The organism is Rapidithrix thailandica, from assembly GCF_039710355.1.
Taxonomy (GTDB): domain Bacteria; phylum Bacteroidota; class Bacteroidia; order Cytophagales; family Flammeovirgaceae; genus Rapidithrix; species Rapidithrix thailandica.
Genome location: NZ_JBDKWZ010000001.1, coordinates 667,337 through 681,520, shown reverse-complemented (window position 1 = coordinate 681,520; position 14,184 = coordinate 667,337). Strand labels below are relative to the sequence as shown.

Sequence of the window (14,184 nt, the reverse complement as noted above, 5' to 3'; positions counted from 1 at the left end):
AAGATAAATACCCAATCCCAAAGTATTTATCTTTCTAACCGAGGGGCAACTGGCGTTTTCTTTGTCCTGCTTCTCAAGAGTTAAAGTTAACGAAGGAATTCACTTAAAAACAAAAGTTCCTTTTATTAAGTAAAAAAACACCACCAGGAAAGCGGCAAAACATCGAGGCACTATATACTTAAGAGGATTTTTTGGCAAGTGAAAGTTTCTTTCAAAAAAACCTGTCCTTTTGCGAATCGCATCTCAAAATCCCCGGCTAAACGTAAGCAAAATGAGACGGATAGCCGAACATGTAGGCTAAAAGTTCAGTGGGTCAAAATGCCTGAAGTGGCCATTCATTTGTGCAATTGCTCTCACCCGTTCCCATTCTTTGATCAGCGGTAAAGTTTGTGATAAGTGTTTTAGCAATACCTGGATCCGTTGATGTTCACTTTTATAAGTAAGTAATTGAAATTCTTCTTGTAAAGAGAAACCTACAAAATGAGCTATACGGAAGCTCAAAAAGCCACTTTCATTTGTCAATTCCTGCTCCGGCAATTGCAACAATTCGAATAATTCTTCTGCTACGGCCAACAACTCCTCCCGTTCGGGCCAGGAAGCATCCTCTTCCAAGGTGATAAACTCCACTTCACCTCCTGCGTACAATTTATTTTTGATAGGGTTGATCCAATTAATCACCCGGAATACCCGTTCACCTCTGACTACGATGTCCATCCGCCCGTCTTCATACGTATTTACAATTTTATCCACATGAATTTCCGTCCCGTACTCCCGCAACTTATTGTCAAAGTATACCGGGATACCAAAGGAGTGCTCGCCTTCTATACAATCCTGAATCAATTGTTTATAGCGTGATTCGAAGATGTGCAGGTGTAATGATTCTTGTGGAAATACAACAATATTCAATGGAAATAAAGGAAGGAAAACCATAGTATAAAACTTGCCCGGGTAATCAATTGTTTTTCACTATTGAAACACAAGCTACCTTACTTTGGGTCAGTTCCTTGATAATTTCTTAAGCCCGTAGCCTATCTCATTAGAGAAAAGACTGTCCGCCCAAGCAAAATAGGCCTAAAAAACAAAAGAGGCTACCCGAAAAGGCAGCCTCTTTTTATATCGAAGTGAATTAAACTTTTTCTTTTTCCTAAAAAATGTTTCAAACACGCCTCCTCCGTGTTACTTTTTTCAACAATAGCTTTGGCTATTCTCTTCAAAAAGTACCTTGATGGGCCGGTTTTGATTCCACTTTCGGTCAAAAACTATAAGTGTAAACCACTTCATCTTCATAGAAACAAATTCTCTGTGAAAACTTCCGGATCCTATGGGCGTTACCCATTCATTGAGATCAAGAATTCTTCATTGTTACGGGTACCTCTCATATTGTTAAGCAAGTACTCCATCGCCTCGTTAGAATTCATATCGGACATGAATTTTCTCAAGATCCATACTCTTGACAAGGTATCTTTATCCAACAGCAAGTCTTCTCTACGAGTACCGGAAGCAGGCACATCAATTGCTGGGTAAACACGCTTGTTGGCCAATTTACGGTCAAGTTGTAATTCCATGTTACCAGTTCCCTTAAACTCTTCAAAAATCACTTCATCCATTTTGGAACCGGTTTCGATCAAGGCCGTGGCAATGATGGTCAGCGAGCCACCGTTTTCCACATTTCTAGCCGCACCGAAGAAGCGCTTAGGCTTGTGTAATGCATTGGCATCCACACCACCGGAAAGGATTTTTCCGGAAGGAGGTGCTACGGTATTGTAGGCTCTGGCCAAACGGGTAATGGAATCTAACAGGATGACTACATCATGCCCGCATTCTACCATACGCTTAGCTTTTTCCAATACGATTGAAGCTACTTTTACATGGCGTTCGGCTTGCTCGTCAAAGGTAGAAGAGATCACTTCCGCTTTCACACTTCGTGCCATATCCGTTACTTCTTCCGGACGTTCATCTACTAGCAATACAATCAGGAAACACTCCGGGTGATTGCGGGCAATCGCATTGGCAATTTCTTTCAGTAGCACGGTTTTACCTGTTTTAGGTTGTGCTACAATCATTCCCCTTTGTCCTTTACCGATAGGCGCAAACAAATCTAAAACCCGGGTAGAAAAAGTATCCGGTCGGGTAGAAAGGTTGAGTTTTTCGTTAGGGAAAAGAGGAGTGAGGTATTCAAAAGGAACCCGGTCGCGGATTTGCTCGGTGGTTTTACCATTAACTGATTCTACACGCAATAAGGCGAAATATTTCTCTCCGTCTTTGGGAGGACGGATCTGGCCTCTTACGGTATCTCCGGTTTTCAGGCCGAACAGTTTAATTTGAGAAGGAGAAACATAAATATCATCCGGACTGGCCAGGTAATTATAGTCTGAAGAGCGTAAAAACCCATACCCATCTTGCATAATCTCCAACACCCCTTCGTTTTCAATCACTCCGTCAAAATCGCGAATAGTAGGCTTTTTTGCCGATTCGGTATTTCCACCCTGCGCATTTACCTGTGGTTGCGGTTGCTGTTGCTGCTGCTGTTGTTTCACAGGTTCTTGGCTTTCTACCTCCATCTTTTGCTCGTTGTTTACTTCTGCTTCAACTACTTGCTTTTCGGCTACGGGGTTCTCTGCCTTGTTGCGTTTATTAGAGGTACGAGCCCTTTTGGTCTTGCCATTCCCCTCTTCTTCCAAGTTCTTCACATTCTCTCTCTTTACTCTTGTTCGCTTTTTTAGTTCTGGTTTGGGAGCCTCTTTCACACCTTTGGGGGCTTCTTGTTTGGGCTCTTTCTTTTGGGGGAGTTCAGTTTCGGGGATGATAGCTTGTTGGTCTAAAATCTTATAGATGAGATCCTTTTTGGGAAGCTTACTAATATTCTTCAAGCCTAAATCCTCTGCGATCACTTTCAGTTCAGAAAGTAACCTGACTTCCAAATCTTCAATCGTATACATAATATGTGTTTAGGGTTTTGAAAAACCGAGAATTGATTCTAAGAAATTAAGTGACTTGATTTAACTTAATATGTTGATGCACCTTATGAGAGGTCTAGAAAAAATGACTAAATGATTTGAGGATGCAATAATAAGTTAAGTTTGTATTACTTCCAAAATTATTTGGAGCTGTGGGGGTAAATTTAACGATTCCCCCCCAATTATCACATAATCAAGGTAAATAATTCGTAAAAGCCGGAAAATTTCATTAAAAAAAAGCCAAAAATTGCTTCATATTGTCCTTCCCTTTCAGAGAAAGAGAAGTTTTTTACGACTTCCATGCCTTCATTCCTTATCTTTAACTATTCAACGTAAGCGGCTAATCGTTGGCTCACAATGATTTATTGATCCCAACACCATCCTCAGCCTCCGTATTAGGCTGGGACCTGGAAGGAATATTTCTAAAAACCGAACCTTTAGGCCATAATTTGAAATGATACCGGATATGGATACCAATGTATTTTCGGGACGTAGTTACCCTCTTGGAGCTACCGTCACACCTTACGGGGTTAATTTTTGCATTTTTTCCAAAAACTGTTTCGAAATGGAGTTACTGCTGTTTGATTCGGCAGAAAGTACGACTCCTTCCCGCATCATTCCTCTTCACCCTACCAAAAATAAAACCTTCTACTATTGGCATGTATTTGTTCCTTTGATCAACTCCGGACAAATCTATGCATACCGGGCCAGTGGCCCCTGGAATCCCGAAGAAGGGCAGCGCTTTAACGCCAAAAAGGTACTTTTGGATCCTTACAGTAAAGCCGTGGTTACCCCAAAATCGTATTCGCGTAAAGCGGCAAAACATCAGGAAGACAATTGTGCATGGGCCATGAAAAGTGTGGTGGTAGACACTCAAACCTTTGATTGGCAAGGAGATGAACCATTGCATCACCCCTATGGCCGGTCTGTAATTTATGAATTACATGTAGGGGGATTTACCAAACACCCGAATTCCGGTCTCTCCGAGCAACTACGGGGAACCTACCTGGGGCTTATCGAAAAAATCCCTTACCTTAAAAAACTGGGCATTACTGCCGTAGAATTACTTCCCGTACAGCAATTTGACGCACAAGATGCCCCGCCTGACTTGATTAATTACTGGGGATATAGCCCTGTAGCCTTCTTGGCTCCTCACAACGGGTACTGCTCCAGCAACGACCCCTTAGCTCCGGTTAATGAATTCCGGACGATGGTGAAAGCCTTGCACAAAGCCGGTATTGAGGTCATTCTGGACGTGGTCTTTAACCATACGGCCGAAGGCGATACGGAAGGGCCTACCCTTTCCTACAGAGGCCTGGAAAACCTGGCTTATTATACCCTGGACACACCCAAAAGTTCTTATAAAGATTATAGCGGATGCGGTAACACACTGAATGCCAATCACTCCATTGTACGAAGATTGATTATGGATGCTTTGCGTTACTGGGTTTCCGAGATGCACATAGACGGCTTTCGTTTTGATTTGGCCTCCGTATTGGCCCGCGATGAAAACGGCCACCCCTTGGAAAACCCTCCCATCCTCTGGGAAATCGAATCGGACCCGGTTTTGGCCGGAACTAAAATCATTGCAGAGGCTTGGGATGCCGGGGGATTGTACCAAGTAGGCTCCTTTATCGGGGACAAATGGTCGGAGTGGAACGGACATTACCGGGACGATATCCGTTGTTTTGTCAAAGGGGACCCGGGGTATGTATTGCATTTGAAAAACCGGATTGAAGGAAGCCATGACATTTTTTCCATTCATCAGCGCGATCCTAACCGCAGTATCAATTTCATTACCTGCCATGACGGATTTACCCTCAACGACCTGGTTTCTTATAACGATAAACATAACCTGAAAAACAATGAAGACAACCGGGACGGCACCAACGATAATCACAGTTGGAATACGGGGGTAGAGGGTCCTACCGAAAACCCGCAAATAGAACAACTACGCAGTCGGCAACTTAAAAACTTTTTCACTTTACTTTTTTTCTCTCAGGGCACCCCCATGATGCTTATGGGAGATGAAGTGAGGCGTACACAATATGGCAACAACAATGCGTATTGTCATGATAATGAGATCAATTGGTTTGACTGGCAAGCTGTTCCCAAAAACGAGGGTTTATTACGGTTTGTCAAAAAACTGATCCGTTTTAACCTGGAACATGAAGTGTTTCAGGAGGAGTTGTTTTGGTCCGAACAAGGGGCCACTCACCGTCCCCGTATCACTTGGCACGGGATCAAGGCAAACCGCCCCGATTGGGGGCACAACTCCCATAGCATTGCCTTTATGCTTGATCACGAAGAGTTTGGCAAGTGTCTGTACGTCATGATTAATGCCTATTGGAAACCTTTGACTTTTCAATTGCCGAATAAGCCCAATAATATTTCGATGAACTGGAGGAGAATTATCAACACCTCCTTACCGAGTCCGGAGGATTTTGTAGATTGGGAAGAGGCAGAATCCTTCACGCAAAATCACTTTGATGTGCAAGGAAGAACCATTGTAGTACTCATGGCAAATTAACTCTTAGTCAATTGTTTAACTTGAATAAAACACTAACTTCCTTACTTATTAAACTATGAAAAGTGACATTGAAATCGCCCGTGATATATCTTTAAAACCCATCAAGGATATCGGAGAAGCGATTGGGATTCCCAGAAGCAAAATCATCCCCTTTGGCAAGCACAAAGCGAAAGTACCTTATCAGCTCATAGACGAAGAAAAAGTAAAACAAAGCAAACTGATATTAGTCACAGCCATCACTCCTAATAAAGCAGGAGTCGGGAAAACTACCACCTCCATCAGTCTGGCTCTGGGCCTGAATAAAATTGGCAAAAAGGCCATTGTTGCCTTACGGGAACCCTCTTTGGGGCCATGCTTCGGAATGAAAGGAGGAGCGGCCGGAGGAGGACATGCCCAGGTATTGCCTATGGAAGACATCAACCTGCATTTTACCGGTGACTTCCACGCCATCACCTCTGCTCATAATATGATTTCTGCATTGTTAGATAATTATCAATATCAGAACAGAAATAACGATAAGCGTCTGCGGGCAATTAAGTGGAAAAGGGTACTGGATGTAAACGATCGCGCGCTCCGGGAAATCATTACCGGAATGGGGAGTCCATCCAATGGGGTTTTGGCCGAATCGGGATTTGATATTACGGCCGCCTCGGAAATTATGGCCATCCTTTGTCTGGCAACCAGCCTGGAAGATCTTGAGAACCGTATTGACAACATCCTGTTGGGTTACACACAAAATAACCAAGCCTTTACCGTGAAAGACCTTGGTATAGGCGGGGCCATTACCGTATTGTTAAAAGATGCCATTCACCCTAACCTGGTGCAAACCACTGAACATACTCCTGCATTTATTCATGGAGGGCCTTTTGCCAACATTGCCCATGGTTGTAATTCCATTATCGCAACCAAGCTTGCCATGACGTTCGGTGACTATGTAGTGACCGAGGCGGGCTTTGGCGCGGATTTAGGTGCTGAAAAATTTTTCAATATCAAATGCCGGGTAGGCAATTTACAACCCAAAGCTTCGGTAGTGGTGGTCACTACCCAGGCACTGAAACTACATGGAGGTACCCCGGAAGCTAAAATCAGCCAACCAGACATGGAAGGCTTGCAAAACGGATTGAATAATCTGAAGAAGCATTTGCAAAACCTTCATCAATTCGGACAATCGTGTATCGTAGCACTGAACCTGTTCAGTCATGATGTTGAAAACGAAGTCCATTATATCCAAGAATGGTGCAAAGCTATGGGCGTAAAGTTTGCCGTAAACCGTGCCCACCAAGAAGGAGGAAAAGGCGCAATCGACTTGGCCGAAGCGGTGGTAGACCTAATTGAGCACTCCCCCTCCCAAGCCTTACATTACACCTATGGAGAAGAGGAGCATATTTCGAATAAAATTCGAAAAATTGCACAGAAAGTGTATGGGGCCGAGGACGTAAAATTTGACAACCGCGCCCGGAAAATGCTTGCCCGGATAGAACACCTGGCTTTTGACCGCTATCCGGTGTGTATTGCCAAAACCCAGTATTCGTTTTCCGACAACCCGAAAAAAACCGGAGTAGCCAAAGGATTTTTTACCAATATTGAAGATCTGATCATCAACAGCGGAGCCGGATTTATCATTGCCAAAGCAGGCACCATTATGCGAATGCCAGGCCTTCCCGCTTCACCACAGGCCGAACATATTAAAATTGCCAACGGACAAATTGAAGGCTTGAGTTAAACCTTGCCCAAATAAAGCATTCGGGGTATGAGACGGACCACCGCCTTTCCCGAATGCTTTTTCTTATCCCAAAAAGGAAATCAACACTCCGGCAGCTACGGCAGAACCTATTACGCCGGCTATATTACTGGCCATGGCATACTGTAGCAAATGGTTGCTTGCATCTTGTTTCAAGGCAATTTCATTGGCAACTCTGGAAGCCATCGGTACTGCACTTAGCCCCGTAGCGCCAATCAAAGGGTTGATTTTTTTCTTTGCAAATACATTATACAACTTCACCGCCATAATCCCCCCTAAAATAGAGATCGCAAAGGCTATAAACCCACCTACTACGATCATCAAGGTCTTGGCATTTAAAAATGTATCCGCGGTCATCGTGGCTCCCACAGAAAGCCCCAAAAGGATGGTCGCAGTATTTAAAACCGGTCCTGTAGCGGCACTATGCAGGCGGGCAGTAATGGCTCCGGTTTCCTTAACCAAATTGCCAAACAACAGCATACCGACCAATGGCACAGAGGAAGGGACTAAAAGGCTTACCACTGTTACTAACATGATTGGAAAGATGATTTTGACAACCCGGATGTTCTTAATGGGTGTTTTGGATGGGTAAAGCTTGTCCTGTTGCCGCATGTTGATTTGCAATTCCTCTTTGGAAACGGTAAAGCGCACTACCAATGGGATAATTACGGGTACCAGCGCCATATAGGAATATGCAGCAATGGCAATAGGGCCTAATAAATGAGGAGCCAATTTAATAGTTGTAAAAATTGCCGTAGGTCCGTCAGCTCCACCGATGATCCCCAAAGAAGCGGCTTCCGGTAAAGAAAAACCCATCAACAATGCCCCAAACAGTACTGTAAAAATCCCTATTTGGGCCGCTGCTCCGAACAAGGCCAAACGCAAATTCCGCAACATAGGTCCGAAATCCGTCAACGCACCAACTCCCAGAAAGATGATAGGGGGAAGAAATCCGGTTTTGATCAAGGAGTAATAAACAAAGTTCATAATCCCATACTCCTTGGCAATTTCCACCAGGCTCTTGTGCATAATCTTGTTTTCCTCGGTAGATTGAATCACATTCATATCCCCTCCCGGAAAATTCGCGATCAGTAAGCCAAACCCAATCGGAACCAGTAACAGGGGCTCAAACTCTTTTTTAATCCCCAAATAAAGCAGTACAAATGCGATCAGCAACATTATAAGCGTTCCGGGGTTGCTCAACAGCTCACCGAACGCAGTCATTTTATAAAGGTTTTCAAGCATGGTGGTCAGAAATTAGGTCTTAGAGCATGAGTAAATTTCACCTTTTGGCTCAAAAAAAGAATTTTAAACATGCCCTTAGCAATGAGCCTTCTCAAGGGTTGTACATTTTGGGTTTTCTTATCCTTACACTCTTGGAATTTCGCCGTATGTTTATTCCACTTTTATCAACACATCATCTTCTTCCACATCTTCGGAGTTACTGCGACAAATCTCAATGACTTTCCCCTCCTGATCAGCCGCTACGGCATTATAAACCTTCATGGATTCGATGTAACCAATTACATCCCCTTTCTTGATCATGTCCCCTATTTTCACCGGAGTTTCCACATTCGATTTTGTCAAGAAAAACTTCCCTTCTACCGGTGCCAGAATTTCCTTGTGTTGCCCATTTCCTGAAGTCACTTGGCGGTGGCCTTGAGCCTGAATGCTTGTTTGATGTACGGATCCATTGGGCTGCTCTTCATAGGATACCGATACGAGAAATTGTTCACCGTTTACATTTACATTGAGTGTTTTAGGTTGGAATCCTGCTGTGATTTGAGGAGCCGCTTCTTTGAGAGGCAGTTGGGACTTAGTTGCTTTCCGGCTAGCCAAGTCTTCTTCAAAAGCCTTTTTAGCTTCTCCCGACATATATGCCCGGTATTGCTCAGGATGCATGGCCAATTCCAATAGTTCTTCATCATCCTGACCGGTATCCCAACCCTTTTCCTGCATTTCCTTCCGGAAACTCTCCAAACTATCGGGATAAAGTTCTTGCGGATTTCCCGTAAAGAAGGTTCTGTTTTGTTGTGCGGCCAAAGCTCTAATTTCTTCCCCTACCTTTCCGGGAAGTTTTCCCGAACGGCCCAAAATCATATCCCAAATATTGTCAGCAATCATCGACCAACGCTCTTTGCCTTTGATCCCCTGTACCACATTCATCAAGGCCACATTTTTTACATACTGGCTAAAAGGTGTTACCAAGGGAGGGTAACCCAATTCCGGCCAAATGTACTCTACTTCATCAAAGAGTTTAATTAATAAATCATCTTGTGTAATTTCCGGTTGGATCCTTTTCTTCAGCCACTTATTCAGGCTCTCCAGATTGTTTTCCAAATCGGCCATCAAGCTCCCCATCATTCCTCCGGGAAGACCCGGTGCGATCAACAAGGAGTTCATATAGCGGTTTTTAGTATTGATATAATACCCCAAAAAATCATCGATAAATTCCTGGGTTAACCTTCTGACTTCCATATAGGCCTTCATATTCACATCCGGTACCACAAAGCCTGCATCCTTCAACACCGCATGAATGGTGAGCACATCCGCATGTACGGTTCCCCAGGAGAGCGGTTCCATAGCCACATCAATGATGTCTGCTCCGGCACGGGCTGCTTCCAAAGAAGATGCTACGGAAAAACCTGGGCCGGAGTGCCCATGGTATTGCACTAAGATATCCGGATGGCTGCTTTTAATGGCCTGGATAATTTTGCCCAAGGTCGCCGGCCGGCCAATCCCAGCCATATCTTTGATACAAATTTCCTGAGTGCCCATTCCGATAAGCTCTTCCGCCAGATTGATATAATATTCGACCGTATGGATGGGGGAATGGGTAATACACAAGGCCGCCTGGGAAACCATCCCTCCCTCTTTTGCGAAATCAATGGAATGCTTCAAATTCCGGGCATCGTTCAACCCGTCAAAAGAGCGGGCGATATCGGTTCCTTGTTTCTTCTTCACCTGAAACATCAACTTGCGGACATCTGCCGGTACCGGGCTCATCCGGATACCATTCAAACCTCTTTCCAGCATATGGGTTTGAATCCCTGCATCATTAAAAGGTTGGGTCCATTCGCGCACCGACTTATTCGGGTTCTCTCCAAAAAGCAAATTAATCTGCTCAAACCCACCTCCATTAGTTTCTACCCGGGCAAAACAGCCCATGTCAATGATAGGGCCTGCCACACGTTTTAATTGATCGATCCTCGGCATGTATTTGCCCGAAGACTGCCACATATCTCTGTATACCAGCGAAAACTGAATTGGTCGTCCCATGTTTACAAGTGATTTCGATGAATAAGAATCCTAGTTTGCCCCCTCTATTTCACCTCTTTAATTTCGGTAATTTTGCCCTTTCCTTGAGTGGCAAGATCTACAGCTGCCACAATTGCGCTGAGTTTTTTCTTGTCAAAACTTGTAGTTGTTTGCAGGTTAATCGACTTTTCTGTCTTAGCCACAATTGTTTCGTCCGGGTAAAACCGGTTAACCGCACGAACCAACAATTTCCCAAAAATGACTACCAATATCAGAATGAAAAAAACGGTGGTCATTCCCACAGCCAGTAGCATCAAAGCATTACTCAGGTTTTCTTGCATATTGTCCAGGGTATTAAAAAGCCTCCAATCAACAACCTCGTGGAATTTTCCACGGTATTTTTGGTTTGGTGTCCAACTAATAAAATTAAGGATTTTGAACGGTTATACCAATGATCTACCTACATCTTCCGGGAGGATTTTACTGTAACCGGTGAGGTTAATGGTTTGCACAAGGCAAATAGGATGCAATGAAAAAAGGGCTGAGCCTCAGCCCTTTCTTTTTACAGGGTCTTGATTTTGATATTTCTGAATTCTACTTTGTCTCCGTGATCTTGTAAGGCGATCCGGCCCTTCGTAGCGGTGGCATAGCCGGTCATTTCTTTAAACTTGGAAGCCTCTTTACGTTGAGTCCAGTCTTCACTTCCCAATTCATACTCCACCACTTTTTGTCCGTTAAGCCAGTGTTGCACATGTCCGTTGTTCACTATGATCCGGGTGTGGTTAAACTCACCGGGGGCTTTAGAAACGATACTTTCCGGGGCATGCAAGGCATAATTTGCCCCGGACTTTTGCGCCTCCTCCAAAACCGTAGGGTAGCCTTCGTCATCGATTAACTGGTATTCCGGACCGGTCATATAGGGTGTTTTGTTTTCTTCACTTTCCTGCACCATATAAAAAATACCACTATTGCCCTGAGGGGATATGGCCCATTCTATAGACAATTCAAAATTTTCAAATTCTTCATCCGTAGCCAAATCCCCGCTGCCTCCTTCGGTTGAAATCACCCCCTCTTTGACTTCCCAACCCACTACTCCTTCCTGTAAATAAGAATGCCATCCTTGAGTGGTTTGTCCATCGAATAACAGTTTCCAACCTTCGGCTTTTTCTTCTTCCAAGAGTTGATTGTGAGAGATCGTTTTCGATTCGGAGGTTTCGGTGTCTGTGGTTTCCTTTGTTATTGAGTCAGAGTCTTCGGCTTGTTGGGTTGTATTCCCGCAAGCCATACACAAACCTAGTAGTGATACAAAAGCGATAGAGTGTACTTTTTTCATTTGGTAAGTTGTTTTGAAACGTTTCTTTCCCGAAGCTATCATTTTTTCGAGAGAATTGAAAGCGAAGCAACCTGAGGTGGGAGGTAAATCTTCTTTTTCATCTTTCACACTGCAAATGAGGCTGTTTGAAGAAGCACAGTAAGGAAAAAACCCTGCTAATAAATAAAAGGTATGCGAAAAATTCACATACCTTTAACCTTAACCAATAAACAACACATAAAATAAACACATGCTTGCTATTAGAGAGGACTCGAACCTCCTGACAATCCTTGTATTGAATCCTTCCAAAAAGAGAATACTTATTGACTAATAGGTAGTTAGATTTTTCGGCTTCTCTACAAAAGTATAAACGTTTTTTTAATTTTTAAAAAATTCTCAATAAAAATAATAAATATTTTTCAATCTTATAATAATTTTGCAATATCCTTAATATTTTAATAACAAATTTTCAGCTAAATGGATAAAAATTCAGAAATTGACAATATTGATATCAAAATTCTTTCGGAATTGATGAAGGATGCCAAGACTCCTTACACCGAAATCGCTGAAAGAATCTTTGTATCTGGGGGCACAGTCCATGTCAGGATGAAAAAAATGGAAAAAATGGGGGTGGTCAAAGGGTCTACCCTGGATATTAACTTTGGCAAACTGGGCTATGACATCACGGCTTTCCTAGGGATCTTTCTGGAAAAAAGCTCTTTGTACGATGATGTAGCCTTAGAATTAGAAAAAATCCCTGAAATTCTCAGTATCCACTATACCACCGGTGACTACAGTATTTTTGCCCGGGTAGCTTGCCGCGACACGAATCATCTTCGGGAAGTCTTACACGACAAAGTTCAAAAGGTTTCCGGCATCGCCCGCACCGATACCATTATTTCTCTCGAAGAGCGATTTAACCGGCCTTTACAACTCAATACTAACTAAACGGCCTTTCTTTGGTTCGATAACAATTATCCTACATAATACGCTAGTCTATTTCAAAACCAACTATCCATTAAGTTTACCTTAACCCGGTTTTTTATAAAAAACAACCCGTACACAAGAAATTTGTCCTGGTGTCAGGATTTATCCCTGCCCAAGATACTTTCCATCAGATGGAAAACAAACAATCGTTTTTTTACAATAAGCCTCTGGTTGCGAACTTCACAGAGGCTTGTTTTTTTCTCAACTGGTTTTCACTAGTTTTGTCCGAAATAGTGTAATTCACGAATTATTAACCAATAAGCTAAATGGAAGCAAAGAAAATAGCCTTAAATGATGTACATGAAGCTTTAGGGGCGAAAATGGTAGAGTTTGCAGGATATCAAATGCCTGTAAGATATACTTCTGATATTGAAGAGCATAAAACCGTCAGAAATGGAGTCGGTGTGTTTGATGTCTCTCATATGGGAGAGTTTTTGCTGAAAGGTCCCAAGGCCTTGGATTTAATCCAGCGGGTCAGTTCTAACGATGCCTCCAAGCTTTTCAATGGCAAAGCTCAATACTCTTGTTTGCCCAATCAAGACGGAGGGATTGTAGATGACTTACTCATCTACCAACTAAGTGAAGAAGAGTTTATGTTGGTGGTGAATGCCTCTAACATTGAAAAAGACTGGAACTGGATCAGCCAATTCAACACAGAGGGGGTAGAAATGGAGAACATTTCTGATCAAATGTCGCTTTTTGCCGTACAAGGACCTGAAAGTTTTAATGCCTTGCAATCTCTTACGGATGTAAAACTGGACGAGATGAAGTATTACACTTTTGAAAAAGCTACATTTGCGGGAGTAAGCGATGTGATTATTTCTGCAACCGGTTACACCGGGGCCGGAGGATTCGAACTTTATGTAGCGAATGAAAAAGCGGAAGAAGTCTGGAAAAAAATCTTTGAAGCAGGTGCTTCACATCACATCAAGCCGATAGGCTTAGCAGCCCGGGATACTTTGCGTTTGGAAATGGGCTTTTGTTTGTATGGCAATGACATCAATGACCACACTTCACCCCTGGAAGCCGGTTTAGGTTGGATCACAAAATTCAGCAAAGAATTTACCAACAGCGCTGCGTTAAAACAACAAAAAGAAGAGGGGGTATCTAAAAAACTTGTTGGTTTTAAACTGGTGGACAAAGGGATTCCCCGTCAGCATTACAATATATTGAATGCGGAAGGAGAAATCATAGGGGAAGTAACTTCCGGTACCATGTCACCGATGTTGGGCATCGGAGTTGGTATGGGCTATGTGCAAACAGCCTATAGCAAAGCCGGTACGGAGATTTATATCGAAGTACGCAAACGAAAACTCAAAGCACAAGTGTGCCGTCCTCCGTTTATAGAGACAAAATAATCAAGTCATATTTCTTTCAAAAGAAAGCCCTGGCGCTACTG

10 protein-coding genes are annotated in these 14,184 nt (G+C 43.2%); 4 read left to right on the top strand and 6 right to left on the bottom strand.

Annotated features, from left to right (window positions below):
* Nucleotides 1–297: 297 nt before the first annotated feature.
* Nucleotides 298–930, bottom strand: a complete 633-nt coding sequence (locus AAG747_RS02505) for an LON peptidase substrate-binding domain-containing protein (RefSeq protein ID WP_346819544.1) — start codon at nucleotides 928–930, stop codon at nucleotides 298–300.
* 398 nt (nucleotides 931–1,328) lie between these two features.
* The gene (rho, locus tag AAG747_RS02500; protein WP_346819543.1) at nucleotides 1,329–2,939 is read right to left on the bottom strand and encodes a transcription termination factor Rho; all 1,611 of its coding nucleotides are present in this window, start codon (nucleotides 2,937–2,939) and stop codon (nucleotides 1,329–1,331) included.
* A gap of 472 nt (nucleotides 2,940–3,411) precedes the next feature.
* Between rho and glgX the strand changes: the two genes are divergently transcribed.
* Nucleotides 3,412–5,487, top strand: coding sequence for a glycogen debranching protein GlgX (gene glgX, locus AAG747_RS02495; RefSeq protein WP_346819542.1), 2,076 nt, complete (start codon nucleotides 3,412–3,414; stop codon nucleotides 5,485–5,487).
* Between the two features lie 55 nt (nucleotides 5,488–5,542).
* Nucleotides 5,543–7,210 (top strand): formate--tetrahydrofolate ligase, encoded by a 1,668-nt coding sequence (locus AAG747_RS02490; protein WP_346819541.1) that lies wholly within the window; start codon nucleotides 5,543–5,545, stop codon nucleotides 7,208–7,210.
* Nucleotides 7,211–7,273: 63 nt separating this feature from the next.
* Here the strand turns inward: AAG747_RS02490 and AAG747_RS02485 are convergent, their stop codons facing one another.
* The 4 genes from AAG747_RS02485 to AAG747_RS02470 all read right to left on the bottom strand — a co-directional run bounded on the left by AAG747_RS02485 (nucleotide 7,274) and on the right by AAG747_RS02470 (nucleotide 11,819).
* The gene (locus AAG747_RS02485; RefSeq protein ID WP_346819540.1) at nucleotides 7,274–8,452 is read right to left on the bottom strand and encodes a sodium ion-translocating decarboxylase subunit beta; all 1,179 of its coding nucleotides are present in this window, start codon (nucleotides 8,450–8,452) and stop codon (nucleotides 7,274–7,276) included.
* Between the two features lie 171 nt (nucleotides 8,453–8,623).
* A complete protein-coding gene (locus AAG747_RS02480) occupies nucleotides 8,624–10,507 on the bottom strand; it encodes a biotin/lipoyl-containing protein (RefSeq protein WP_346819539.1) in 1,884 nt (627 codons plus the stop codon).
* A 44-nt stretch (nucleotides 10,508–10,551) separates the two neighbouring features.
* Nucleotides 10,552–10,827: an OadG family protein gene (locus tag AAG747_RS02475; protein ID WP_346819538.1), complete on the bottom strand. Its 276-nt coding sequence runs from the start codon at nucleotides 10,825–10,827 to the stop codon at nucleotides 10,552–10,554.
* A 221-nt stretch (nucleotides 10,828–11,048) separates the two neighbouring features.
* On the bottom strand, nucleotides 11,049–11,819 hold the full coding sequence (locus tag AAG747_RS02470) for a 3-keto-disaccharide hydrolase (RefSeq protein ID WP_346819537.1): 771 nt from the start codon (nucleotides 11,817–11,819) through the stop codon (nucleotides 11,049–11,051).
* Nucleotides 11,820–12,275: 456 nt separating this feature from the next.
* Between AAG747_RS02470 and AAG747_RS02465 the strand changes: the two genes are divergently transcribed.
* A complete protein-coding gene (locus tag AAG747_RS02465; RefSeq protein WP_346819536.1) occupies nucleotides 12,276–12,746 on the top strand; it encodes an Lrp/AsnC ligand binding domain-containing protein in 471 nt (156 codons plus the stop codon).
* Between the two features lie 305 nt (nucleotides 12,747–13,051).
* Entirely contained in the window at nucleotides 13,052–14,143 is a 1,092-nt protein-coding gene (gcvT, locus tag AAG747_RS02460; RefSeq protein WP_346819535.1) for a glycine cleavage system aminomethyltransferase GcvT, read from the top strand.
* Nucleotides 14,144–14,184 lie beyond the last annotated feature (41 nt).

Excerpts from the sequence above, each read along its gene's own strand:
- rho (WP_346819543.1), bottom strand. The coding sequence starts at position 2,939 with ATGTATACGATTGAAGATTTGGAAGTCAGGTTACTTTCTGAACTGAAA.
- gcvT (WP_346819535.1), top strand. The coding sequence starts at position 13,052 with ATGGAAGCAAAGAAAATAGCCTTAAATGATGTACATGAAGCTTTAGGG.
- AAG747_RS02485 (WP_346819540.1), bottom strand. The coding sequence starts at position 8,452 with ATGACTGCGTTCGGTGAGCTGTTGAGCAACCCCGGAACGCTTATAATG.
- AAG747_RS02475 (WP_346819538.1), bottom strand. The coding sequence starts at position 10,827 with ATGCAAGAAAACCTGAGTAATGCTTTGATGCTACTGGCTGTGGGAATG.
- glgX (WP_346819542.1), top strand. The coding sequence starts at position 3,412 with ATGATACCGGATATGGATACCAATGTATTTTCGGGACGTAGTTACCCT.
- AAG747_RS02505 (WP_346819544.1), bottom strand. The coding sequence starts at position 930 with ATGGTTTTCCTTCCTTTATTTCCATTGAATATTGTTGTATTTCCACAA.
- AAG747_RS02465 (WP_346819536.1), top strand. The coding sequence starts at position 12,276 with ATGGATAAAAATTCAGAAATTGACAATATTGATATCAAAATTCTTTCG.
- AAG747_RS02480 (WP_346819539.1), bottom strand. The coding sequence starts at position 10,507 with ATGGGACGACCAATTCAGTTTTCGCTGGTATACAGAGATATGTGGCAG.
- AAG747_RS02490 (WP_346819541.1), top strand. The coding sequence starts at position 5,543 with ATGAAAAGTGACATTGAAATCGCCCGTGATATATCTTTAAAACCCATC.
- AAG747_RS02470 (WP_346819537.1), bottom strand. The coding sequence starts at position 11,819 with ATGAAAAAAGTACACTCTATCGCTTTTGTATCACTACTAGGTTTGTGT.